Raw genomic sequence first — 25,314 nt, 5'->3', positions numbered from 1 at the left:
CAACCTCATGGCTTTGAATACGGTGCGTACCGGCTGGTAATAACCGCTACCGTTTGCGAGTAAAGGGTAGTTCAATTTCCCAAGGGCAAGATGACGCAAGTCACCCGCCCGCTGGGCCGAGCGCGAAATCAATGTTGATATCGGTGCTGATTCTGATAATGCGCAACAGCCTGTTCCAGATTGAGGAACATCCGTGTGTCGCCCAAGGCGTGGCCCAACGGAGCATGGCTAACCATTGCGGTAACACTTGGGCTCATGCCCACCAGCCACAATAAGATGTCTTTTTCTCGCAAGCGCTGTTCCGCCGCCGTAAGCATTTTCAAGGCGGTGTATTCCAGATCGAAAACACTGCGCAAATCGAGAATCACAACACTGGGCTCTGCCGCCACAATCAACGGCTGAATTTTCGAACCGAGACGTTCGGCGTTGGCAAAGAAGATGCGACCTTCAGGCCGCAGCAGCAACAGCCCCTCAAAGTGTTCATCGTCGTCAGTCTCGGCGCAGGGCGGGCGATAGATGTTGGTGCCGGGTTTGCGCCCCAGTATGTGCACGGGCGGGTCCGAAACCTGGTAGGCCAGCGCCAGCAACGAAACAATGATCGCGACGACGATACCCTGCAGCGTGCCGAGCAATATGACCCCGACCATCGCCACAATCGCCCAGATGAACTCTGTGCGGCGCACCGATAAAATGTCGCGAAATTCCGAAGGCTGGATCAGGCTTATCGAATATACAATCACCACGGCGGCGAGCGTGGCATTGGGCATCAAACCAATGAACGGTGCGATCAGCAGGCACGTCCCCAGTGCCAACCCGGCAGTGATTAACCCCGCCAATTGTGATTTCGCACCGGCCAGTCGGTTGACGGCCGTTTGGGTGGTCCCACCCCCGGCGGCCATGGCCCCAAGAAACGCACCGCCCAGGTTGGCAACGCCTGTCGCCACCAGCTCACGGTTGGGCTGCAGTGCGGGTTCATCACTGCGGGCAAATGCACGTCCCGCCGCGATAGTCTCGGTAAAACTCATGAGCGCAATCCCCATGGCCGATGGCCAGAGTTCGGACACGATCGACCAATTGGGTAGCGTCAACGCGGGCAACCCGATTGGAACAATCCCCACGGCCGACACACCCAATTGCTCCAGATTGAGCACACTCATGCCGACAATACCGAGGGCGACCGCAATCAGCGGCGCCGGCAATCGCGGGGTAAAGTGCTTCATGCCGATCAGAATCAGCACCATGAACACTCCGACTGCCACGGTCGGCAATGAGGCGTGCCCCAGCCCCTGAAAGGTCGCAAGCACGTTGTGCAAAAAACCGCCTTTTTCGAAGTGGATGCCCAGCAACTTGGGTAGCTGGTCGAGCACGATGACAATCCCGATCCCGGCTTTGAAGCCCACCAGCACCGGTTCTGAAATGAAATTGGCAACAAAGCCGAGACGCATCATTCCTGCCACGACCAGTATGGCGCCGACCATCAAGGCCAGCGTAGCGGAGGCAGCTATCAGGGTCGCCGTATCACCGGACGGGCTGATCTGCCCCAGTGCGGAGGCGACCAGGATGGCAAGCGTTGTGGTGGTACTGACGCTGAGCGGGCGCGAACTGCCGAGCACGGCGTAGATCGCCATCGGTACCAATACGGTATAGAGGCCGACCTGCACCGGCAGGCCTGCAATGGTGGCGTACGCCAGTGCCTTGGGAATGACCACGGCCGCGGCGGTCAGCCCCGCGATGACATCGCCTTTGAACCAGGCCTGTCGATAGTGACCCATCCACTCCGGTAGCAGGCGGCTCGCGACCCGTTGGGGGGGTAATCCTGAAAGCTGATCATCCAGATTGCTACGTTGTTGACTCATGAGGTGCTTCAACTCCTTTTACGCACAATTCAACTGACCACGCGACGCCTCAACGGTGACGTGTAGTCACTGAAACTAAAAACTCAGTCGGGGAGGCAGACAGAGGAGGGGTGACGCCCTCTATTGCAGAGGGCGACAGCCATTTCTTAATGGAATGGAAAGATGTAGTTCATCCAGGCAGCCATGCGCAGCAAAACCTTTCGCATCATGGCGATATGGTGGAAGTGCTGGCTGTAGATCGCCGCCTGCCCATAGGCGCCGCCGGGCATCTGGTTGCTGTATTGGGCATAGTCAGGGTCGGTGATTTCAATAGTGACCGGTACCCGGCCTGCCGGCGGTGAGCCGGTGAAGCTGATCAGCGCTCCGGATGGCTGTACTTGTCCCTCTGCGATGACGCCGATGACGCTTACAACCCGTCCCTCGAACACTTTGCCGGGAATACCGTCGAAGGCCACTTCCGCTTCATCGCCGACCGACAAGCGCAACAGGCTGTTTTGACGCATCCACGCCGCAAAGTAATGCCCCTCTTCCGGGATGAACACCATGCTGGGACGCAAAGGTAACTTGGTGGCCATCATGCCCGGACGCAAGGAAACATGGGTCACGAAGCCTTTGCTAGGAGCGCGAACGGTGGAGTTGTCCAGCTCATACTGAGCATTATCCAATTGGGCCTGCAAGTCGTCGGATCGAGCAATGACGACGTCCAGTTCACGTTGGGTGCCGAAGTTGCGCTTGATCAGCTCAGTGATGCGGGCGCGATCAGCTTTTGCCGAGACTAGCTGTGCCTTGATGGACCTGACCCGGTACTCGAACGGGGCAGGGTCGATACGAAACAGCACATCGCCTTTTTCGAGCGGCTCGTTACCTTTGACCGGCACGTCGATCACCAGGCCACTGACGACCGGAATCACCGGCACGGAGACGAAGTAAGAGCGTGCGACCTCGGAGTACGGATGGTTGTAGTTCATCGTGAAAATCATTGCGCCCACGATCAGTATCCCGCCGAGCACAGCGGTAGGCACCGTCCATTTGTTCAGCGGTATGCGGAAAATCTTGAAGATGGCGGTGCAGATGGCCGCATAGGTCAAAACGAGCAGAAGATCCATGACTTAGATTCCCTCACTGCGATTGTCTGACGCTGGTTTGTCCCGTGCAGTGCCGGTAGCCGTTTCCAGCCGCTCTATACGACTTTGCAGGTCGGCAACCTGCTGCTCCAGATGAGCGACATGAACTTGCGGTGACTGACCATCACCAAATCCCCAGCCCCTGTCTTCCCGGTACGCCATCGCCCAGATCCACAGAAATGGCCAAAGCGCATGCAGGGTGAACAAACTGACCCAACCGGTTGCATGGATAGCATCCTGATGCGGGTGATTGCGGTGTACGGCAATTTCATAAGGAATGTCATGTAGCGCGATGATCCCGTAGAACAGGACCAGACCGACGAAGAACAATAGGCCTAACGCGAAGTAATCAAGCATGACCGACCCCTCCTGGCACGAGCGATGTACTCGGCTCAGTGTAGTCACGGATTTTATGAAAAATCAGTTCAAAACAACGCATAACAACTCCGGCGATTCAATTCTCAGCCAACGCAGGCTTACCCTGGCGCCCAGCCTGTGACAGAACCTGCGGGCGAGCGAGAGGATCCGCCTAATTGCCGCTGTGATCTAGGTCGTTTTATGCCAACGATAGTGCTTTGCCGTGCTACCTGAGCTTTGTGGTGAGACTTAAGGGCAGGGCGAACAGATTCGTTCGCCGGGAGAACCGCACTCACGGCATCCGTCATTCAATCTCTGCGCTTATCGAGACATTGACGGCGCAGGGTGAGGCTATTGACGTGCACACAAGGGGCGCAATGATTCGCATAACCAAGCTTCAGTGTGGTTGTTTTTTACCAGCAACGATTGCCTTGTCACTCTGCCTGGCTGTAGCAGGCCCCCAGATAAGGAATGGCCAACCTTAACCCTGCCGGGTGGAGAGAATCACCGGCATTTGCAGCTCCTTGTAAATCGCGAGAAACCTCAAGCCCGAGGTGAATATCAAGGCAATCCAACCGGCGATCTGGATTGACGGGAATACATCACGCAATAAGACATAGAGGGTGCAGCCCAGCAGGATCGGCGTGGCGTAGATCTCCCGTGACATCAACAACGAAACTCGCCCGGCCAGCACATCGCGCGCGATACCGCCGCCGATACTGGTCAACACGCCCATCATCACGGCGAAAGGTGCGGCAAGATGAAATCCCAGCACTTTCTCGGTAGCGACTATTGCGAACAGTGCGGCCGCAAAACCATCGAGGTACAGCAACAACCGATAGCGTTGCTGGAATCGCTTGGTGAGAAAGAATGCCAGCACTCCTGCAATCAAGGCGACCCAGATGTAGTTAAAGTCCGCAATCCAGAAAATCGGTTGATCGAGCAACAGGTCGCGGATGGTGCCCCCACCAATAGCGGTGATGATGCCAAGTACCACGGCCCCGAACACATCGACCCCCGCCTTCTGGATAGCCAGCACCCCGGTAATGGCAAACACGGCGGTGCCCAACATTTGCTGAAAATAAAGCATCCGTTACTCCGTCACGTGTTTCGGCGCCAGTCGGTCATTTGCTGGCGTCCAGCACGACGCGGTAACGCGCCTTGCCGCTGCGCAGATGATCGATCGCTTCGTTGACCCGGCTCATGGGAAACAGCTCGACCTGCGGCAGGATCTGATGACGTGCGCAGAACTTCAGCATGGTTGCCGTGTTACTGGGTGAACCCACCGGTGAGCCGGACAGGCTCTTTTGCCTGGGAATCAGATCGAACACGTGCACCGGAATTGCGCTGGGCACGATGCCGACAAAATGCAGGCGGCCCTTGCCGCGCAGGGTGGCGAGCATGGCCGGCCAATCGAGGTCGGCGCTGGCGCAGACCAGAAGAAAATCCAGGGTGCCGGCAATGGACTTCAGGGCGTTACTGTCGGTCGAGGCGATGACATTGTGCGCACCAAGGCGCTTGGCTTCATCCTGCTTGTTCAGTGACGAGGTAAAGGCTGTGACTTCGCAGCCCCAGGCATTAAGGAAGCGCAGGGCCAGGTGACCCAGGCCTCCGATGCCCACCACGCCGACCCGGTCAGTCGGCTTGACGCCGAATTCCACCAGCGGGTTGAACACCGTCGAGCCGGCGCAGAACAAAGGTCCGGCCATGGACGGGTCGAGTCCGTCCGGAATCGGTAGTGCCCAGGCCCAGTGGGAACGCAGCCTGTCGGCGAAGCCTCCGTTACTTCCAATGATGGTGGGTTTGGCCGTGTTGCACAGCTGGTGGGAGCCCTCTATGCAGGAAGAACAATGCATGCAGCTGCCCTTGAACCAGCCAATGCCTACCCTTTGGCCTACTTCGAGACCACGGGCCTGCGGGCCCACACGGACAATACGGCCGACCACCTCGTGACCGGGGATAAACGGGTACTGGCTGATACCCCATTCGTTATCGATCATCGACTGGTCGGAATGGCAAACGCCGCAATATTCCACAGCAACTTCCACTTCTTCACTGCCCAATGGACCGGGATCATAGCTGTGACGCTCCAGTGGCGCGCCGGCCGTCTTTGCGGCCCAACCGGTGAATGTCGTAAGTTCGGTGCTGTCGCTCATGGAGTTCCTCCAGATCAGGAAGCCGCTTGGGAGGCGCGGCGCAGATAAGGAAGTGTAGCGGGGCGCTTGCCGTTGTCTCGGATGCTGATAAATGGGGCAGGACAATGTAATCAGTCGAGCACCTTGCAGGTGTCGATCAGCAGCGATCGTAACCACTTCTGACCGGGTCCGTGCCGCGCGCAAGGCCAGGAAGTGAGGGTTAGCCAGCAGAATTTCCCTTAGTGGATAGTGGCTATATGCCCTAGAATCGCTTTTTCCAGTTGCGCACTAGAAAGAAACGTTGAAAGCGCCGCAGCACGGGGGGCATTGTGTGACGTCTATGCGTCCATAGCCGCTGGTCAACTCGGACGTCAGTAAGACAAGCACCTGACAGGGAAGAGACGTAATGGGAAATAAGGATCCTAAGGGGTGTTACGCCATTCTTGAGATAGATGGCCAAAGCACTCTGCACGCTCCGCGCATTGGAAGTCAGGATGATGAATAAGCGGCGCAGATCCTTAGTGGGTTTCATTATTTTAGCGGTCGGCCTGGTGGGATTTTCGGCCGTGCTGTTGCTCAAGTCCGAAACTCAACGCAGAGAGACGCGGTTCTCGGAATACGTGCAGAACATTTCCGGCATTGTGCGCAATCAACTTGATACCAATGAAGCGGTGTTGGCGGGGTTCTCGGCATTTCTTCAGGCCGTTGACCAGAGTGATACGCAAGCAGCCGCTCGTTATGCGGCAGCCGTTTTATCTGCCTATCCCCACATTTATATGCTTGAGGCGGCGAGGGCGGTTCCCATCGCTGAGCAGGCTGCTTTTGAAGACCTGTTACGCCGCACCTGGCGGCCAGACTTTCAACTCAAGGATTTCCCGAGCCTCGCTCAGCAACCTCCCCAACATCAGGCCTATCTCAATGAGACCTGGCCTGTATTGTTCATGTATCCGGCACTTCCGGAGTCCAGTTCGATCTATGGTGTCAGGCTGGAAACCGTCGCCTATCTCTCCTATGCATTGGCTCGAACCCAAAATAATCTGAAGCCCGTCGTATCCCCGGTTTTCTCGATGTATGAGGGTGGCAACGCTTACATTCTGATGCAGTCAGTCAGCCGCCCTGAACAAGCGCGAGAAAACGCCCGGCCAAATTTTTTCGGTAGCACGATGGTGTCTTTGCTATTGCTCAAGACAGGCTCGTTGATGGATGCGGTGAGTCAGGCGAACGTCGATCCCCTGGTTCACATCAGCGCTGTCCTGAAAACCACCGCAGGATCTGAAAGCGATGTGTTTTCTACGCAGACCGAAGAAGCCGGTTTCCTGGATAGCCTATTCTTTCCGCGTCTGGCTGAGCGGGTCGAGATCAGCAGTGCTTCACAACCCATGACATTGTCGTTTGAGCGTCAGCTGCGTTTAGGAGATGCCTTGACTGCGCAAACAGTGATAATCCTCGCGGTTCTGGCTGGGGCTCTCGTGCTGATGCCGTTGGTATTGATTCGGCATTTCAAGGCCCTGGAAAGGGCAGAGCTCGAACACAAACGCTCGGCTTATCTTGCCACCCATGACGTGCTCACCCAATTGCCTAATCGCTATCTCTTCGCCGATCGTTTTGAACAGGCCTTCTCCGATTGGAACGTGAACGGCATTCCGTTTGCGGTGCTGTTGATCGACCTGGATCACTTCAAGGAAATCAACGACCAGTACGGCCATGAGGTTGGCGACCAGGTTCTTCGGGCGGTCGCCAAACGCATGCTTCAGAGCACTCGTTCGTGTGACACCGTCGCTCGCTACGGCGGAGACGAGTTTGTGGTTCTGATTGCGAATTTCACCGACACGGAATGTGCTGAAAACAGAGCTGAGGGAATGCTGGAAGCCATTGCGCAACCAGTTGCAACCAGCGCAGGAGAACTGACCCTCTCGTGCAGTATCGGCGTTTCGCTGTGCCCCCTCCATGGCCAGAGTCTGGATACCTTGCTCAAGGCAGCGGATCAGGCCATGTATGGCGTCAAGCAACTAGGACGAAAGGGCGTTGCGTTGACTGAGTTTCGAGCGGTCTCAGGAGAGGTTTGAGGGCAGAAAGTTTGTAGCCAAAGGCCATGTGCAACAGATGGAAATCCCGATCGGTTTCAATCATGTGTTGGTCCAATTGTGAGCCGCAGCCAGGGCAATGCCTGGCCGGATGAAAAAGCAAAACCCCGGAGGGTCCGCCCTGCCGGGGTTTTTTATGTTCTCCCTGTCTCCCTGCCGGGTAGAGATCATCGTCAAAGGAGCAAGGCTTTCTGTGGGGTGAGCGTACGTCCGTGCCTCTCTACCGATGTTAAAAAATGTTATTTAGAAAAAAACACTTCACACAATCTGTTCATTGGTGGATTATCTACTCGACCCGAATGACAACCTGAAAACAATACAAAACAGGATTGTGACGATGTTCGAAGGTGCCCACAGATTTACTCCCCCCCAATCAAGGGGCAGACATGTCAGTCACAATCGATCCCGGCATCAACCTCTCAAAAACGCGGACAGTAACCTGCGCCTTTCTGGCGCGGAAGCAGCCGCTGCTTTTCTCAGGAGCACCCCATGAACAATAAAAATGTCGGCGTTATCGGTCTTGGCGCTATGGGACTGGGCATTGCCCGCTCGTTATTGCGTAGCGGCTTCAATGTTCACGCTTGTGATGTGCGTGAGGCAGTCACGCAACAGTTCGCCAGCGAGGGCGGTGTCGCATGCACTTCACCCGCGCAGATGGCGGGTGAGTGCGATGTGATCATTACGGTGGTGGTCAATGCCGAACAGACTGAAACGGTGTTGTTTGGGGAAGGCGGCGCGGTTGCGGCGTTACGTCCTGAGAGCCTGGTGATTGGATGTGCCACCGTGGCTCCGACCTATGCCGTGGATCTTGGGCAACGCCTGGCCGACAACGGTCTGCTGTATCTGGATGCGCCAATCTCCGGTGGAGCCGCCAAAGCGGCGGCCGGCGAGATGACCATGATGACCTCCGGCCCGGCTCCAGCCTATGCCAAAGCAGACGCAATCCTGGCGGGCATGGCCGGCAAGGTCTATCGCCTGGGAGACGTTCATGGTTTGGGCTCCAAGGTCAAAATCATTAACCAGTTACTCGCAGGCGTGCACATTGCCGCCTCTGCTGAAGCCATGGCATTGGGGTTGCGCGAAGGTGTCGATGCCGATGCGTTGTACGAAGTGATTACCCACAGTGCGGGTAATTCATGGATGTTTGAGAACCGTGTGCCGCACATTCTCAAGGCTGATTACACGCCATTGTCCGCTGTCGATATTTTCGTCAAGGATCTGGGCCTGGTGCTCGATACCGCCCGGGCCAGCAAATTCCCGTTGCCCTTGTCAGCCACAGCGCACCAGATGTTCATGCAGGCGTCCAGTGCCGGCTTCGGACGCGAAGATGACTCGGCAGTGATCAAGATTTTCCCAGGCATAGAACTACCGACTGCCAAGCCTGAAACTGTTTGAGGACCGCTCCATGACTCTTTCCACTGCGCGCCCTTTGTTGGGCTGCATCGCCGATGACTTCACCGGCGCCACGGATCTCGCCAATATGCTGGTGCGCGGCGGCATGCGCACGGTGCAGAGTATTGGTATTCCCGGCACCGAAGTGGCAGCAGGGCTCGATGCAGATGCGATCGTTATCGCGCTGAAGTCTCGCACCACCCCCACCACGGATGCCGTCGCAGAATCTCTGGCTGCGCTGAACTGGTTGCGGGCGCAAGGCTGTGAACAGATTTTCTTCAAGTATTGCTCAACCTTCGACTCGACGGCGGCCGGCAACATCGGCCCAGTCAGTGAGGCGTTGCTCAAAGCATTGGATAGTGAATTCACCCTGGCCTGTCCGGCATTCCCGGAAAACGGTCGAACGATCTTTCGCGGGCACTTGTTTGTGCAGGATCAATTGCTCAACGAGTCAGGTATGCAGCATCACCCCCTGACGCCAATGACCGATGCCAATCTGGTACGGGTTCTGCAATCCCAAACCACTCTGAAAGTCGGGTTGTTGCGCTACGACAGCATCGCGCAAGGCGCAGCTCAAGTACGGGAAAAGATCGCTGAACTGCGAGCGCAAGGTATCGGCATGGCCATCGCCGATGCGCTGTGTGATCAGGATCTCTACACCCTCGGTACTGCCTGTGCCGATCTGCCCTTGCTAACCGGTGGTTCAGGTTTGGCCTTGGGTCTGCCGGAAAATTTCCGTCGTGCCGGCAAACTACGGGATTTTGATGCCTCTTCATTGCCTGCTGTGTCAGGTGGCGAAGTGGTTCTGGCCGGCAGCGCCTCTGTCGCTACCAATGGGCAGGTTGCGGCGTGGCTTGAGTCCGGTCGGCCTGCCTTGCGGATTGACCCAATGGCGTTGGCGGCCGGCGAACCGGTCGTTGCGCAAGCCTTGGCTTTCGCCAAGGCCAATGAACAGACCGTGCTGATCTATGCCACCAGTTCGCCGGATGAGGTCAAGGCTGTGCAACAGAAACTGGGTGTCGAACAAGCAGGCAGTCTGGTGGAACGCGCCTTTGGCGAAATTGCACATGGGCTGCGGCAAAGTGGTGTGCGTCGCTTTGTAATCGCTGGCGGGGAAACATCGGGCGCCGTGGTTCAGGCGTTAGGGGTGCAACTGCTGCAGATTGGCGCACAGATCGATCCGGGTGTACCAGCGACCGTCAGCAGTACGGAAGAGCCTTTGGCGCTGGCACTCAAATCGGGCAACTTCGGTTGCCGGGATTTCTTCGACAAGGCACTCAAACAACTGGCCGGAGATGCGAAATGAGCGATGAAAATGCCCTGCGCGAAGAAATTTGCGACGTCGGTCGCAGCCTCTATCAACGCGGCTATACCGTGGGCAGCGCTGGCAACATCAGCGCCCGTCTGGACGATGGCTGGCTGATCACGCCCACCGATGTCTGCCTGGGCCGCCTCGACCCGACCGCTATCGCCAAGGTCAACCGGGCGGGGGAGTGGGTCTCTGGCGACAAGCCGTCCAAGACCTTGGCCCTGCATCGACAAGTCTACGATCGCAATCCGGGCGTCGGTGGCGTGGTGCATACCCATTCCACTCATTTGGTGGCACTGACGCTGGCCGGCGTCTGGCAACCAAATGACATTCTGCCACCGCTGACGCCTTACCAAGTGATGAAGGTCGGGCACATTCCATTGATTGGTTATCAGCGGCCTGGCTCCCCCAAGGTGGCCGAACAAGTCGCGCAACTCGCCAACAGTGTGCGTGGGGTGATGCTCGAACGTCTCGGGCCGGTGATCTGGGAAAGCTCCGTGTCCAAGGCCAGCTACGCCCTGGAAGAACTCGAAGAAACGGCGCGACTGTGGCTGATGAGCAACCCGCGCCCCGAGCCTTTGGATCAGTCCGCTCTGGACGAGTTACGAGATGCTTTCGGCGCCCATTGGTAGGTCGCCGGACTCACTTGATACACCGCTAACGCAGGCTATGCCCGGGAGACGCAGAACGACTCCTGTGGAAATCGGCTCGCATGAAGAACAATAACAATAGGACCTACCTGCATGACACACCCTGACCGCACTCCTTATATTTTCAGTGGCAACCGAGTCCCCGTTGTACGGCGTGGAGGTTGTCTGGTATGAGCCCGCTCATTCTGATGGTCACCGCCGGGGTAGGGATCGCGCTCCTGCTGTTCCTGGTGCTCAAGTACAAGTTTCAGCCGTTCGTGGCCTTGATGCTGGTGAGTATTCTGGTGGCGTTGGTCGCCGGGGTGAAGCCGGCTGATCTGGTTGCGACCATTGAAGGCGGGATGGGCAAGACCCTCGGTCACATCGCGATCATCATCGCTCTAGGCGCGATGATCGGACGGATCATCGAGCTGTCCGGCGGTGCCGAGTCTTTGGCAAAGACCTTGATCGAGCGCTTTGGTAATCGCCGTACGCCACTGGCGCTGACGGTTGCCGGTTTTATCATCGGTGTGCCGGTGTTCTTCGAGGTTGGCGTGATCATCCTCATGCCGCTGGCCTATGGTGTCGCTCGCAGAGCGCGTAAGCCACTGCTGATGTTTGCCTTGCCGATGTGTGCGGCTCTGCTCACCGTGCATGCCTTCTTGCCACCCCATCCGGGTGCCGTGGCTGCTGCGAGTCAATTGGGTGCCGACCTCGGTCGAGTGCTGATGTTCGGCCTGCCGATCACGGCATTCCTGTGCTACGTCGGCTACCGAGTGGCGGGGCGTATGACTCGTCGTTTTTATCCGATGACCGATGATATCCGTGCTGAAGTCTATGGCCCTCATGTGACCAATGAAGACCTGTTGGCGTGGACGAACGGTAATGGAACCAACTCCGAACAAGCCGCTGTTGCAGTGGCTCATATGGGGCTTGAGGAATCCACCAGCAGTATTGTTGCCAAACTTCCGCCCGCACCGCCACCCGGTTTCGCTCTGCTCTCAAGTCTGATCCTGTTGCCGATCATCCTGATTCTTTTGGGTACGTTATCCAATTCGCTACTGCCGCCCGAATCGACACTTCGCGCGGTGATGACCGTGCTCGGTGCACCGCTGGTGGCGCTGTTGTTGGACACTTTGCTGTGTGCCTGGTTACTCGGTACCCGTCGTGGCTGGAGCCGCACTCAAGTGTCCGATGTCATCGGTTCGGCGTTGCCCGGCGTGGCCATGGTGATCCTGATTGCCGGTGCCGGCGGAGTGTTCGGCAAGGTGCTGGTGGACACCGGCATAGGTGCGGTGGTTTCTGATCTGTTACGTACCACCGGGTTGCCAGTGCTGGCTCTGGGTTTTCTACTGACCATGTTGCTGCGCGCAGTGCAGGGCTCTACCACCGTCGCACTGGTCACCACAGCGGGTATCATCAGCCCTCTGATCGCCACGCTTAACCTGACCCCTAATCACATGGCACTGCTCTGTCTTGCCATGGGTGGTGGCGGGCTGGCCATGTCGCACATCAACGATGCCGGTTACTGGATTTTCACCAAACTGGCCGGACTGAACGTCGCTGATGGTTTGCGCACCTGGACGGTGATCACTACCTTGCTTGGAACGCTCGGCTTTTGCATCACGCTGTTGATCTGGCCTTTCGTCTGAGCCATTTTTCAAGGAGTTAACATGCCTCGTTTTGCTGCCAACCTCAGTATGCTTTACCCGGAACATCATTTTCTGGATCGCTTCGCGGCGGCGGCGGCCGACGGTTTCGAAGCGGTGGAATATCTGTTTCCTTACGACTACAGCGCGCAGGAGCTCAAGCAGCGACTGAGCGAAAACGGTCTGGTTCAGGCGCTGTTCAACGCGCCGCCCGGTGACTGGGTGGCGGGGGAGAGGGGCGTTGCGACGTTACCCTGCCGCGAGGTTGAGTTTCGTTCGGGCTTCGACCGCGCGCTGGAATACGCCGAAGTACTCGGCAACACGCGTATCCATGTGATGGCCGGCTTGCTGCCCTCCGAAAACGACCGCCCGCGTCACCATGCCGTGTATCTGGAAAACCTCGCCTACGCTGCGGCCAAGGCGAGTCAGGCTGGCATCACAGTGTTACTGGAGCCGATCAATACACGAGACATGCCGGGTTTTTTCCTGAATCGTCAGGATCAAGCACAGGCTATCTGCAAGGAAGTCGGCGCGAGTAATCTGAAAGTGCAGTTCGACTGCTATCACTGTCAGATCGTGGAAGGGGATTTGGCCACCAAGCTTCGTCGTGACTTTGACGGTATCGGCCACATTCAGATCGCCGGTGTGCCGGATCGTCATGAGCCAAACCTGGGGGAACTCAACTATCCCTACCTGTTTGACCTGATGGATCAGTTGGGATACGACGGCTGGGTCGGCTGCGAGTACCGCCCCAAGGGTGATACTTCGGCGGGGCTGCAGTGGTTGCGGGACTGGAAGGCGCTCTGACATTCGATGTCCAATTGCCGCTGCGTTGCCTGGAGGCAATGTCAGCGGGGAGGCTCCGGTCGGTACCGGAGCCCTTCTTTTTTTGGGGGTCGCTTTCAGGTCTGTTTCTGATCTGCGGGCAACACTAATTCGACACCTTGTTTGCGAATCCCATCTGCCGCAGCCGAAGCCAGGGCATCGTCACTGATGATGATGTCGAACTGCTCAAGCCCCGCGATCTTGTACATGCTGAATGTGCCGTACTTAGAGCTACTGGCAACCAGTACCACCTGCGACGCCGACTGCATCGCCACTTGCTTGACCTCGACCTTCAACGCAGAAGGAGTCGTGATGCCGCGACGTAGATCCCAGGAACTGGTGGAGATGAAAGCGATGTCCGTTACGACCTGACGCAAGGTAGCAACGGCGAGTCCGCCGACACAGGAATGATTGGAGTGATCGAGCTGTCCACCCGTGTGGATCACCGTCACCTGCGGCGCGTCCAGCAAGGACTGCACCACGCCAAAATCGTTGGTCACCACGGTCATGCCAGACAGTGTTTTTACGTACGGAACGATCTCCAGCGTGCTAGTACCGGCATCCAGATATATCGTCATATCCGGACGCAGTAATCGGGCAGCGAGCTTCGCCATGGCTTGCTTTTGCGGCAACTCGACTACCGCCTTGAGTTGATGGCTGGGTTCGCTGTGCAGCTGGCTGGCAATACGTACCCCACCGGTAACCGAATAGGCGCGTCCTTCCTGTTCAAGCAGGGCGATATCGCGCCGTACAGTCATGTGCGAGCAGTCGAACATCTCCATCAACTGGTGAACACTCAGCACCTGGTGCTTGCGTAGCTGCCGCAAAATCAGCTCTCGGCGCTGGTCAGGAATCACCGGTGCGGCGCTGATGGCTGCGATGTCCTTTTGACTAGGCATTGGGTGCTCCAAAGGGGTAAAGCTTCAGGTTTCGTATAACCCACATGGTAGCGAATCTACCGCTTAATCAGTAGTGTCGACGTGCAGCGACTTCAGTGTGCAGTTCCGCTCCCTTCGTGGAGACCCGCGTTCGAAAAAGCCCTTGGATCAGTTATAGCTCGAACTGAGTCTTTTATTCCATAAAGCAAGTACAAACGAATTATATATTGCGTTTTAATCTAATAAGATTTTTTGAATTGATTGGAGTACTTGTCTTTGAAAACCACGTCACTTTTACCCTTTGGGTTGGCGCTACTGGTTACCTGCTCAGCAACTTTCGCAGGTGCCACCCTGGATCGCGTGACGAAAAAAGGCGAGTTGACCGGCGTCTTGATGGAAAGCTATCCACCGTTCTCCTTTCTCAACGAGCAGAACCAGTTGGATGGATTTGATGTGGATGTGGCCAAGGCGGTTGCGCAACGGCTTGGGGTAAAACTCAAGTTGGAAACACCGTCCTGGGATGTGATCGCTGCCGGGCACTGGAGCGGGCGCTACGACATCTGCGTTTGCTCAATGACACCAAGTAAGGCCCGCGCCGAAGTGTTCGATTTCCCGGTCGAGTATTACCAGTCACCCGCGGTGATCGTGGTGAACGCGAAGGATAAAGACATCACGGCGGGCAAAGACTTGTCTGGCAAAAAAGTCGGTGTGATCAGCGCGTCGACTTATGAAGCCTACTTGAACAAGGATCTGGTGATAGAGGGCGCCGAAGACAAGCCTTTGAGTTTCCCGTTCGATAATGTCCAGGTGGCTCCATACGACAATGAAACGGTGGCATTCCAGGACTTGGCACTGGGTACTGGCGTGCGCCTTGATGCCATGGTCACCAACCTCATCACTGCCCGCGAGCGTATAGCCCAGGATCCTCGCTTCAAAATTGCCGGCGACTCGCTGTATGCCGAACCAAACGTAGTGGCTGTTGAGAAGGGCGATCCGCAATGGAATGCCAAAGTCACCGAGGTCATTACCCAGCTCAAGACTGACGGGACGTTAAGCAAAATTTCGCAGAAGTGGATCGGTGCCGATATCAGCCAATGACAGCCCTGAACCCACACCCAGCCAAGGCGACTGTCGCCCCGGAAACCGAGAAGCGTCGTTTCAGCCAACTATTTGGCTTTCGCACTCGCCTGTATTTGACGTGGGCGACGCTGTTTGGATTGTGCGTCATGTTTTTCATGAGCTTCGATTTGAAGTTCTCGATCATTCTGGAGAAATGGCCGAACCTGGTCGGTCTGCATCTGGGGCCAAACGGTTTCCTGCAAGGCGCCGCGTTGACGTTGTTTCTATGCTTCTGTTCGATCTGGCTTTCATTGCTCCTTGGCTTCGTGACGGCGCTCGCGCGTCTGTCACGCAGCGCGGTGGCTTTCGGTATTGCCAGTTTCTATGCGTCTTTTTTTCGCGGCACTCCGCTACTGATTCAAATCTTGTTGATCTACCTCGGTTTACCGCAGTTGGGCGTCGTTCCTGGCGCCATTAGCGCAGGGATCATTGCGCTCTCGCTCAATTACGGTGCCTACCTCAGCGAGATTTTTCGTGCCGGCATCATGGCGGTAGCACCTGGGCAGCGCGAAGCGGCGATGGCATTGGGTCTAAGGCCGACGGCGACGTTTCTGCACATCGTCCTGCCGCAAGCCATGCGCACGATCATTCCCCCGACTACCAGTCAGTTCATCTCAATGCTGAAGGACTCCTCACTGATTTCGGTCATGGGGGTGTGGGAGGTCATGTTTCTGGCTCAGTCCTATGGGCGATCTTCTTATCGCTACATCGAAATGCTCACCACCGCGGCCATCATCTATTGGCTCCTTTCCATTGGATTGGAGTTGATACAGAACCGTCTTGAACGCCACTACGGCAAAGGTTTCAAGAACCAGCGGTGACCCGTCCCGTTTAAAGACTTTTTACAGGTACTACGATGTCCGATCCAAAACCTCTGTTGTTTGCGCTCTATGAGCAGGCCAGTGTCGGCTGTGACGGTGCGCCAAGCCTCTGGACGCACCCGGCTGATGAGCGACTGGCAATCAATTCCCTGGGCTACTGGTCAAATCTGGCGCGCATTGCCGATCAGGCTCACCTCGACATGCTGTTTTTTGGTGATGTTCTGGGCTTTTACGATGTATTTGGTGGCAATGCCGATGCGGCCATGAAGTGGGCTGTGGAAGCGCCGGCGAATGATCCGTTGATGATCATTCCGGCATTGGCCGCCGTTACGGAAAACCTGGCCTTTGGCGTCACCGTTACCACCAGCTACGAGCATCCCTTTATCGCCGGCACGAAGACCCTGAGCAAACTCGCCAATCATGCGGCAAAAAAGTGGCAGGCTCAGAGTGGTGGTGTCGTCGACCTTCGTGACCAAACCAAGCGCGACTGGGTACTTAAGAAATGCTCGGTCTCGGACGTATGGGGTGTCGGGCGAAAGATGACCCTTCACTTGGAAGGTATGGGTATTAAGTCAGCTTGGGATCTCTCCAAAACCGACCCTTGGACACTACGAAAAAAATTCAGTGTGGTCATCGAGAAGACCGCTCGCGAGTTAGCCGGCACACCGTGCCTTGAGCTCGATGAACCTGATCCGCCCAAGCAAGAGATTTGTTGCAGTCGGATGTTCGGTAAGCGTCTGACGGAGATTGCGCCGATCAAGGAGGCGGTCGCTAGCCCCTCACCACCATTGTGCTGGTAGATTCCGCTTCCCCTCGCGGGTAGGCGTACCGATAATCGGCCGGTACATTGTCCCCAGAGCTTCACACCGAGCTGTTACCGGTCCCGCGTGTCCAGGTAGGAAACGGTTGATGGAACAACCGGTTTAATCAGGAGAAAACTCTCCAGTAAAACAGAAATTCAGACGACCTCAGGTCGCACTGTTCCGTTGCTCCCCGAACCCCACTTCCTCTTCAGCGTCATCAATGGCCAGCAACGGTTCGCTTTCAGGCTCGTTGAACAAGAGCCAGTTGCGGCGTGTTGGGCCTGACCGTCTGTTCGGATTTACGTCCAAACAGACGGTCGCGCAGCAGCTTGATCTGCTCTTTGAGATCGACGATATAGGTCTGATAAGCCTGAGCCACTTCGTCTTGACGGCTGAGTGCCTCAAGCAACATTTGGTTGAGTAAAACAGGATCATCAGGAAGGTTGTCGGGCATGGATGGCATGCCCCGGATTGTACCCGTCAGGCGATAAATCTTGGAGTCAAAACCTGATGTGGACGGTTGCGCCACAGGTCAAAACCGTCGAGCAACCAGTTCAATTCCTGGACGCTCAGCACGATGGCCTCGTCGCTGGCGTCGGGGGAAGTTTTAAAGCGTTCGGATTCCAGGCGCTTGAGCCAAAGGCAGAAGCCGTTGCGCTCCCAGCAGAGGATTTTCACTCGGTTGCGGTGGCGATTCAGGAAGACGAAAGCACGGGGTCGAACACGGCGACCTTGATATCCAACTCGACCAGCGCAGCCAGGCCGTCGATGGATTTTCGGAAGTCCACGGTCTTGGGGTAGAGGTACACTTTTTCGACTTTGGCGTCGGGTCGCATCATGGCGGGCTGGCTCCAGAGAAAAGCGGGAGCACAGCATGGGGGATCAGGTGGCGACTTTGAATGTGGGGTTCATGGAGCCCTTACGATGCACCAGTGCGCACAACTGTAAGATTTCGAAGGTCCAAACTCAGACAGCCAATTGACAGGCGCTCGCTCAATGCATGATCTTAAACTCAGACAGAAGTACGGCCGCACGACATGACTCGGCCAATGTATCCTTCCGTATTTAATGGGCTGACAAAGTTAAAGCCCCGGGTGATCGGCGGTTCCATAATGGGTCGAATTCCAGGCCGTACAGAACGTTTGAAACAGCCGATTACAACTGCAACACAAGAAGTAGCAAAATCCTACGCAGAATTTAACACCTATACAAACGAAATTTAACGATAAAAACAACAAATAGGTATTAAGCAATGAGCGTTACTAAAGTATTTTCGCAAGCAGATAACCTTTCACCTCTGACATCCTCTGTGAACCCAAGAACAGGCGGAGTGGACATCTCGATACCACTGGCAGATCTCAGCAGCGGCCTTAAATTTCCGGCAGCTTTTAGTTTGTGCCTTTTATCCAAGCCGGGTCAAATCAGTCTTGACGCTCATACTATCGCAGACATCTGGACTCTCAATGTCCCACGAATTGATACAAGAGCTGGCGTCATCTATTTTAGTGATGGGTCTATCGAGAAATATGACCCAACTGCAAATCGTCTTGTATACCGCAGGCTGGATAACTGCAAGATCGAAAAAGTGTTTGACTCTGGGTCAAGTCTCCTCAGCGGGTATGTCATAACACATAAAAATGGCACCGTTGAGTATATGAATTATGGTGGGCAATTAACCAAAATTGTTTCCGCCAGCGGGCACTTCCTTGATTTTATCTATGAAGATACCGGTGCCAGTTATGAAAGCCTCATGGCCGTAAATGATGGGCTGGGGAACAGCATTAATATCAATCGCTCCGGGAGCGATTCTAGTTCAGAAAAGATCATCCTCATCACAAAAACTGTCAGCCGGGTGGTAGTCGCCACCACCAGAATTGTTTTAGAACAAGTTGACATTCAAAGTTATCGATTAAAAAGTGTTTCGCTCCCAAATAACGAAGCGTTGACAACACGCTTCGAATATATTGAATCAGGCAATGAACTCTGGGTATCAAAAATAATCACCCCAAATGGAAAAGTGCAAAAATTCACTTACAACCCTATTCCCTGTTCGAACACTGATTTCCTCCAGGTCGTGAGTCTGCTAGAGGTAACAGGGGAACACCAAGCGGCAGCAGGTGATAGAACAACAATCTCATATGAGTATTCCCCTCATAATTATACAGGGTATTCATCATCTATGGGTGGCGCGATGCTGCCAAATACAGACAATTGTATCTTGCGCACGGACAACTATCATTACACTGTCACAGAAAAACACAGCGATATCCAGTACATTAGAGAATACAATCGCTTCCACTTATTGGTAAGCGAGACATGCAAAAACATTTTAGACAACGGCATTAGATCGGTTAAAACTTTCACGTACTCACTGGTATCACGCGCGGACATATATGAGCAACCGAGCAATTATTCACTCTGGTGGACATCATCGACTGAGTATAGAAACATAAATTCTGAAGGCGAGATTGAAAGCAGAATTTTAACCGAAAGCCGTATATTTGATTCACAGGGCAATTTATTAAATAGCTTGAACGCATCAGGCATTGAAACTTTTTATGACTACTACCCTTCAAGCGGCGAACCAGGTCACTGCCCTCCAGATCCTGGTCAGTTCGTAAACTATATAAAAAGAATCCGTACCAGACCAAGTGACGCCCCTGTCAACACCGATGTTAAGTTGATGGAGTTTCGTTATGCAAGTGTTGCAGGTCTGCCCTACTCACGACCTGAGGTCGCTGGGAGCCGGATAGCAAATATGGTACTTGTTATGGAGGAAAAGCAGAACGGGTTAGTTATTAGATCTCATGAGTATGTCGATGCCGAGATGGCGCTCACCACCCATCGAATATTTGTAGGACTTTTGGCAAAAGAGTTCGTCGGCACCTCTTATGTCAAGAACCACTATTATGCGTTGAGTGGGCAAGAAGCGAGCATACGCACCGAACAAGTCGCATCGACCTTGAGTCTTAACAATTCGAAAATAGTGGATATCACAAAAGGTTTGGTGCTCAGGGAAGTAGACTTTAACGGGGCGACTACCATCTATACTCATGATGACCTTAAGCGCATCACTTCAAAAACTGACTTTGCGGGAACTGAATGGGCACGTACAGAGTGCTATACCTACGAGACCTATCAATACATTGATGCAACCTATCAGTACCAAAACATAGTAACCATTACAAAGCCTGACGGTATGAGGCATATCAGTTACATTAATTTCAATAACTTACTTAGCTATTCACTAGAAATTCCAGCCGGCGATACCACTCCATACTGCACACGAAAAATACAGTACAACAGTGCCGATTTGGTTATCTTTGATACCGAGTATGACACAACGGATTTCCCGAATCTTCCAGCACGCACCTGCGTGAATGAGACTCAATATTTTTACAGCATGAGACAGCCCTCCGAGATCCATTTCTCAAATGGGGCCGTTCAACGCCTCCAGAAAAATCTAGCGTTAAATACTGAACGCTCTCAATATCAAAACAAACCCGCCTATATTAAACAATTCAACAACTCAGGCTTGCTTGTTAGTCTGACTTCCGAAATAAATGGCATTGAAACTGTTTTGGAGCGATACATGTATGATGGCTTTGATCGCAAAAAAATAGTCACTCACACTTCCGGAGGAAGTGACGTATTTGTATATGATTTGTTCGACAGGGTCATAACGAAAACCGCTCAAGGTGCGCTCGACCCTGAGCGAGAAAACATTACACGATATACGTATTCTTCGGATATTCAGAACATGCATCTTGCAATCTCATTGGATAGCAAGACTCGATTGGCGGACGTTGAAGATACCATTCTGGATTCAGCAAGAACATTCGATGGATTTGGCCGATTGATTCGGCAGGACAATCAGCGCTTCATTTACGATCAACCTTATTTTGATACGCCGTCAAAAGTGTATTATGAAGGGCAGGAGGGTACATCCTATATCACGGAGACCCTTGATCCAGTGACATCACTTGTGAATACTGCAAGAATTGTTGATGGTGGAGGCTCGGCGACATTCACACACCAATACTCAAGGGAAACGGGCTGGCCAGTCGTCATGTCTGGCGACAAAGTTGGTTATACCTATAGTTATAACCAACAAGGATTACCCAGCCGGATTTTGACAACTCATGATAGCGGAGCGGATCAACCCGTTACGACACAGCAGCTTAAATATTATTCGGCTAGCGGAAAAAGACTGCAAAGCACTGTTAACCACATGGGATTAAATGAGCATTACCGCTACGCTTCCAACGGAGATCTTATAGCTAAGACATATGGTGGGATCGGTTCAGTTTACATCCAATACAATCCCGACGGCGATATCGGCGACATTACTTTCCTCTCAGAAAAATTTGCTCGTAACTTACAGGACGACGATCCAGTTTTATCGAGCATGCTCTTTGAGTATGATATGTTTGGAATGGAAAACCGACGAACGACGCGACTCACAAAAGCGAATGGTTCGACAACAATGTTGGAGGTTGAAAATTACCATGATAATCGTAAACGCCTTATTTCCAGGCACATTGCAAAGGGAGCAGGGAGCCCCCGGGAAAGTCACTTTTACACTTATCAATCGGTATACGGGAAATTAAAAAGATCCAGCATCAATCGTGATAACGTTTTCGAATCGGATACAATATATGATTTTGCGGGAGGCCTGCGCTTTAAATCCGCAACGGAAAGTGCAAAGCCTGCTGTGGCATACACTTATCATCAGGATCGCCCTTGTAGTATCAGGGTGAATGATCACAACAGCCCCATTCCAGCAGACTCCATGGGCAACATTACTGATGTCGACGGGCGCACGATCAGGTACAACGCAGCAAGCAGGGTTGCCGCGGTTTCCCGCGCTAACGCTACTCACGATTATTTCTATGAGCCGTCGGGACGCTTGAGTCAGATTGTCAGTGGGAATGACAGAATTATTTATCTGTATGATGGCGATGATTTGATCGGTGAGATTTGCGGTGATGTGAAGACCTTGTACCTTAGAGTGGGTGAGATCACTATTGGCCGCTACATCGTACACGGCACAGTAGAAACGTTTGAACTGTTTGCTACTGACTCAACCGGAACGGTACGGTGCGTCAAGACGTTTACGCCAGGTAACGTCGGAGAAAACGAAGTATCCAGTGCTTATTATGAGTACTCTGACTACGGGGTTCGTTCTCCGGATGTCACGAGCACAAATATTGATAACCTTAAACTCTTTGAGCGCAACACCCTTGGATTTAACGGCTGTTTATTTGATGCTGTTTCCAGCACTTACATTCTCGGCAACGGCTATCGCCCTTATAGCCCCACGCTTAAAACATTTCTTGCCAAAGATAGTTTAAGTCCCTTTGGGGTGGCGGGTGTCAATCGGTATCAATACTGTAATCTCGATCCGATCAATAACATTGACCCAAGTGGGCATTTGAGCTATTCCGCCCAATGGGGGATAGGTCTAGGTGTTGCAGGCATACTCCTTTCCATTATACCCGTCGTCGGCGCCATCGCGGGGGGAACGCTCTTGACATTGGCAGGAGGTTTGGCTATTGCAGGCGGGGTGCTGGGCGCAACCTCTTCAGCGTTAGGTATCGCGTCTTATGCCACCGAGGACAACGAAGAACTTTCGAAGAACTTGGGATATGCATCGCTGGCTTTTGGTGTTGCAGCCATCGGAACAAGCTTTGCTCGATCTGCAGCAACATTTCATCAGCGGGCAGTACAAGGTATCGGGGGCGCCCGATCCAGCGCCCAAACTTTGGGGGGGGTAGCATACGGCCCCATGGAGTACTACCAGAAGACTTCAAAACTAGTTGCCGAGGGAGCACCATTCGTTACGCAAGGATCCTCGGGATGGTTGGATTCTGGCGGACAGCTAGCAACCAGGTTAAGACCAATTTTACAAGGTACTGGCCCGGTAACGTTAGCAAGTTGCTATAGTTCCGTGGGAGGGCAGTACGCCTCTCAGGCACAGCGACTGGCTAATGTACTAAACCGTTCAGTTACAGGATTTAGAGGGGTTACCCATCCAGGTACCAGCATGGCTGGCGCTACAACATTCCTCCCACAAAGTGGTTTTGCAGCAGCCAGAACCAATGTGTTGAATACTTTAGGGGCCTGGGGAATGAAAGCGTTTTTGTACGGGATACGGTAAAAAAACGTCTGAGGCAGTAGTGTAACAGTGAGAGTCGGAGAATTTTTATTCTCCGTGCTCTCACTCCTGTAAGAAATAGACTTTCGGAAGTCTACGGGCTTGAAATAGAGGTAGCCCGAATCACCCGTTCGTTCGTAAGCGCTCCATGAACCCCACCGACTTCAAAGTGGGCGGAGCGCTCAGCTAACCGATGCGGGCGAGCAGTTCCACGGCAGAAGAGCTTCGTAATCCTCAACCGAGGAAGCCATCGGCAGGCGTTCAAGTGCGTGGCGCAGCCACGCATAGGGCTCTTGGCCGTTAGCTTTGGCAGTCTCGACCAAACTGTAAAGTTGGGCACTGGCCGTCGCGCCTTTGGGCGTATCACTGAACAGCCAGTTCTTTCTTCCAATAACGAAGGGGCGGATCGCGCGTTCGGCTGCATTGTTGTCGATCGGCAAATAACCTTCTTCGACGTACCGTTCCAGCTTTTTCCAGTTGCTCGCCAGGTAGCTGATGGCTTTGCCCAAGGCGTTCTGAGCGGTGACCTGCGGTTGTGTTTTTTCTATCCAGCTTTTCAGCTGAGCAAGTACCGGCAGGCTTTGTTCATAACGTAAGCGCTCCATGAACCCCACCGACTTCAAAGTGGGCGGAGCGCTCAGCTAACCGATGCGGGCGAGCAGTTCCACGGCAGAAGAGCTTCGTAATCCTCAACCGAGGAAGCCATCGGCAGGCGTTCAAGTGCGTGGCGCAGCCACGCATAGGGCTCTTGGCCGTTAGCTTTGGCAGTCTCGACCAAACTGTAAAGTTGGGCACTGGCCGTCGCGCCTTTGGGCGTATCACTGAACAGCCAGTTCTTTCTTCCAATAACGAAGGGGCGGATCGCGCGTTCGGCTGCATTGTTGTCGATCGGCAAATAACCTTCTTCGACGTACCGTTCCAGCTTTTTCCAGTTGCTCGCCAGGTAGCTGATGGCTTTGCCCAAGGCGTTCTGAGCGGTGACCTGCGGTTGTGTTTTTTCTATCCAGCTTTTCAGCTGAGCAAGTACCGGCAGGCTTTGTTCATAACGACCGACTTTACGTTCTGCGTCGCCGCTGGTCTTGAGATCGCGTTCGATGCCGTAGAGCTTATTGATCAGGTTCAGCGCGATATCGGCACGCCCCGTCTTGCCCTTGGGCTGCACTTTTTGGGCTTCAACGAACTTGCGACGAGCATGGGCCCAGCATCCTAGACGCTCCACCCCGGCTTGCGCGCCCAGCGCGTTGTAACCGGCGTAATCGTCAGTCATGACGTAGCCACGATAGCCTTCGAGCAGGCGCGTCGGTACGTCCTGCGCCCGGCTGGTGGAATAGTCAAAAAGGATCACGGGTTTATCTGGCGGGCCGCCGGTTTGCACCCACATCCAAGACTGGCTGCTCGGCTCTCGGTCAGGTTCTTTCAGCACCTGTACGCGAGTTTCATCACAGTGGATGACCTGGCTGGTCAACAGGCTATCGCGCATTAAATTCAGCAGCGGCTGGAAGTGTTCACCGCACTGGATAACCCAGCGCGCCAGGGTCTGGCGCGAGATATCGATGCCGTGGCGCCCAAGTACTTTTTCAAAGCGGTGAAGCGGCAAACCGTCCACGTACTTGGTGGTCAGCAGCATCGCCAGAAGACTGGGACTGGCCATGCTTTTTTCAATCAGTTGGGCGGGCCTGTCCGCCGTGACCGGTGCGGTTTCGCAATCGCGGCAACCGTAGACTTTACGAACATGCTTGATCACGCGGATCTGCATCGGAACGATTTCAAGTTGCTCACTGACTTCCTCGCCAATCGCGTGTTTGCGGCAGCCGCAGACGCAAGTCAGTTCATGCTCGGGAAGTTCGTGGATGACTTCGATGCGTGGCAGGTCAGCAGGCAGCGGCTTGCGTTTACCACGGCGTTTGGTTGGTGCGACGACCTCTTCGTCAGCATCTTCGCCGACAGGTTCAGCGATGCTTTCCGCTTCGTTGAAAAGGGGCAGCTGAGGCGTGGCCGGGTCGACCGTTTGTTCGGACTTACGCCCAAACAAACGCTGAAGTAAAAGGGCATTCTGCTCTTGCAGTTGAACAATCTTTCCCTTGTCCAACTGACGCTCGTCGAGCATCTGCCCAAGCATTTGCTTGAGCAAAACAGGATCATCAGGAAGACTTTCGGGCAAGGAGTTCATGCCCTG

At 54.3% G+C, this 25,314-nt stretch carries 17 protein-coding genes and 4 pseudogenes; 10 read left to right on the top strand and 11 right to left on the bottom strand.

The genetic code is table 11. The features are described from left to right. Nucleotides 1-128: 128 nt before the first annotated feature. The 5 genes from ACA048_RS15240 to ahr all read right to left on the bottom strand — a co-directional run bounded on the left by ACA048_RS15240 (nucleotide 129) and on the right by ahr (nucleotide 5,493). Nucleotides 129-1,856: a SulP family inorganic anion transporter gene (locus ACA048_RS15240; RefSeq protein WP_497625167.1), complete on the bottom strand. Its 1,728-nt coding sequence runs from the start codon at nucleotides 1,854-1,856 to the stop codon at nucleotides 129-131. A gap of 146 nt (nucleotides 1,857-2,002) precedes the next feature. Then, entirely contained in the window at nucleotides 2,003-2,962 is a 960-nt protein-coding gene (locus tag ACA048_RS15235) for an HlyD family secretion protein (RefSeq protein WP_497625166.1), read from the bottom strand. 3 nt (nucleotides 2,963-2,965) lie between these two features. After that, nucleotides 2,966-3,337, bottom strand: a complete 372-nt coding sequence (locus tag ACA048_RS15230) for a DUF3302 domain-containing protein (RefSeq protein WP_497625165.1) — start codon at nucleotides 3,335-3,337, stop codon at nucleotides 2,966-2,968. Nucleotides 3,338-3,818: 481 nt separating this feature from the next. Beyond that, on the bottom strand, nucleotides 3,819-4,427 hold the full coding sequence (locus tag ACA048_RS15225; protein WP_497625164.1) for a trimeric intracellular cation channel family protein: 609 nt from the start codon (nucleotides 4,425-4,427) through the stop codon (nucleotides 3,819-3,821). A 34-nt stretch (nucleotides 4,428-4,461) separates the two neighbouring features. Further along, complete coding sequence (gene ahr / locus ACA048_RS15220; RefSeq protein ID WP_497625163.1) at nucleotides 4,462-5,493, bottom strand: NADPH-dependent aldehyde reductase Ahr; 1,032 nt, start codon at nucleotides 5,491-5,493, stop codon at nucleotides 4,462-4,464. 473 nt (nucleotides 5,494-5,966) lie between these two features. Here ahr and ACA048_RS15215 point away from each other — a divergent pair, with 473 nt between their 5' ends. The 6 genes and pseudogenes from ACA048_RS15215 to otnI all read left to right on the top strand — a co-directional run bounded on the left by ACA048_RS15215 (nucleotide 5,967) and on the right by otnI (nucleotide 13,342). Then, nucleotides 5,967-7,538, top strand: a complete 1,572-nt coding sequence (locus tag ACA048_RS15215) for a diguanylate cyclase domain-containing protein (protein ID WP_497629869.1) — start codon at nucleotides 5,967-5,969, stop codon at nucleotides 7,536-7,538. Nucleotides 7,539-8,042: 504 nt separating this feature from the next. Then, a pseudogene (gene ltnD / locus ACA048_RS15210) lies at nucleotides 8,043-8,951 on the top strand (L-threonate dehydrogenase); the annotation flags it as partial. Between the two features lie 10 nt (nucleotides 8,952-8,961). Beyond that, nucleotides 8,962-10,254 carry a 3-oxo-tetronate kinase gene (otnK, locus tag ACA048_RS15205; protein ID WP_497625162.1) on the top strand — a complete coding sequence of 431 codons (1,293 nt, stop codon included), beginning with the start codon at nucleotides 8,962-8,964 and terminating at the stop codon, nucleotides 10,252-10,254. Beyond that, the gene (gene otnC, locus ACA048_RS15200) at nucleotides 10,251-10,889 is read left to right on the top strand and encodes a 3-oxo-tetronate 4-phosphate decarboxylase (protein ID WP_497625161.1); all 639 of its coding nucleotides are present in this window, start codon (nucleotides 10,251-10,253) and stop codon (nucleotides 10,887-10,889) included. The genes otnK and otnC overlap by 4 nt, the downstream gene beginning before the upstream one ends. A 188-nt stretch (nucleotides 10,890-11,077) precedes the next feature. Beyond that, entirely contained in the window at nucleotides 11,078-12,538 is a 1,461-nt protein-coding gene (locus ACA048_RS15195; protein WP_497625160.1) for a GntT/GntP/DsdX family permease, read from the top strand. A gap of 21 nt (nucleotides 12,539-12,559) precedes the next feature. Then, a complete protein-coding gene (gene otnI / locus ACA048_RS15190) occupies nucleotides 12,560-13,342 on the top strand; it encodes a 2-oxo-tetronate isomerase (RefSeq protein WP_497625159.1) in 783 nt (260 codons plus the stop codon). 95 nt (nucleotides 13,343-13,437) lie between these two features. Here otnI and ACA048_RS15185 read toward each other — a convergent pair whose 3' ends face one another. After that, nucleotides 13,438-14,259, bottom strand: a complete 822-nt coding sequence (locus ACA048_RS15185) for a DeoR/GlpR family DNA-binding transcription regulator (RefSeq protein WP_497625158.1) — start codon at nucleotides 14,257-14,259, stop codon at nucleotides 13,438-13,440. 255 nt (nucleotides 14,260-14,514) lie between these two features. Between ACA048_RS15185 and ACA048_RS15180 the strand changes: the two genes are divergently transcribed. The 3 genes and pseudogenes from ACA048_RS15180 to ACA048_RS15170 form a co-directional block, all read left to right on the top strand. Then, complete coding sequence (locus ACA048_RS15180; protein ID WP_497625157.1) at nucleotides 14,515-15,336, top strand: ABC transporter substrate-binding protein; 822 nt, start codon at nucleotides 14,515-14,517, stop codon at nucleotides 15,334-15,336. Further along, nucleotides 15,333-16,178 (top strand): amino acid ABC transporter permease, encoded by an 846-nt coding sequence (locus ACA048_RS15175; RefSeq protein ID WP_497625156.1) that lies wholly within the window; start codon nucleotides 15,333-15,335, stop codon nucleotides 16,176-16,178. The genes ACA048_RS15180 and ACA048_RS15175 overlap by 4 nt, the downstream gene beginning before the upstream one ends. A 35-nt stretch (nucleotides 16,179-16,213) precedes the next feature. Next, a pseudogene (locus tag ACA048_RS15170) lies at nucleotides 16,214-16,597 on the top strand (LLM class flavin-dependent oxidoreductase); the annotation flags it as partial. Nucleotides 16,598-17,179: 582 nt separating this feature from the next. On the opposite strand, the pseudogene ACA048_RS15165 reads toward ACA048_RS15170, so the two are convergent. From ACA048_RS15165 to tnpB (ACA048_RS15155), 3 genes and pseudogenes are all read right to left on the bottom strand, one after another. Further along, nucleotides 17,180-17,444 (bottom strand): annotated as a pseudogene (locus ACA048_RS15165) (transposase domain-containing protein); the annotation flags it as partial. A 17-nt stretch (nucleotides 17,445-17,461) separates the two neighbouring features. Then, entirely contained in the window at nucleotides 17,462-17,659 is a 198-nt protein-coding gene (gene tnpB / locus ACA048_RS15160) for an IS66 family insertion sequence element accessory protein TnpB (protein ID WP_497625155.1), read from the bottom strand. A gap of 17 nt (nucleotides 17,660-17,676) precedes the next feature. After that, complete coding sequence (tnpB, locus tag ACA048_RS15155) at nucleotides 17,677-17,820, bottom strand: IS66 family insertion sequence element accessory protein TnpB (RefSeq protein ID WP_497625154.1); 144 nt, start codon at nucleotides 17,818-17,820, stop codon at nucleotides 17,677-17,679. Between the two features lie 413 nt (nucleotides 17,821-18,233). On the opposite strand from tnpB (ACA048_RS15155), the gene ACA048_RS15150 reads away from it, so the two are divergent. Then, nucleotides 18,234-23,141 carry an RHS repeat-associated core domain-containing protein gene (locus ACA048_RS15150; RefSeq protein WP_497625153.1) on the top strand — a complete coding sequence of 1,636 codons (4,908 nt, stop codon included), beginning with the start codon at nucleotides 18,234-18,236 and terminating at the stop codon, nucleotides 23,139-23,141. Between the two features lie 179 nt (nucleotides 23,142-23,320). Here ACA048_RS15150 and ACA048_RS15145 read toward each other — a convergent pair. Together ACA048_RS15145 and tnpC are read right to left on the bottom strand one after the other, a co-directional pair. Next, a pseudogene (locus ACA048_RS15145) lies at nucleotides 23,321-23,731 on the bottom strand (IS66 family transposase); the annotation flags it as partial. A 44-nt stretch (nucleotides 23,732-23,775) separates the two neighbouring features. After that, entirely contained in the window at nucleotides 23,776-25,308 is a 1,533-nt protein-coding gene (tnpC, locus tag ACA048_RS15140; protein WP_497625152.1) for an IS66 family transposase, read from the bottom strand. Nucleotides 25,309-25,314 lie beyond the last annotated feature (6 nt).

The sequence above is a fragment of the Pseudomonas sp. LBUM1659 genome (genome assembly GCF_059716045.1).
Note: the sequence above shows the minus strand (reverse complement) of the source record. Positions and strands in the feature narration are given on the sequence as shown.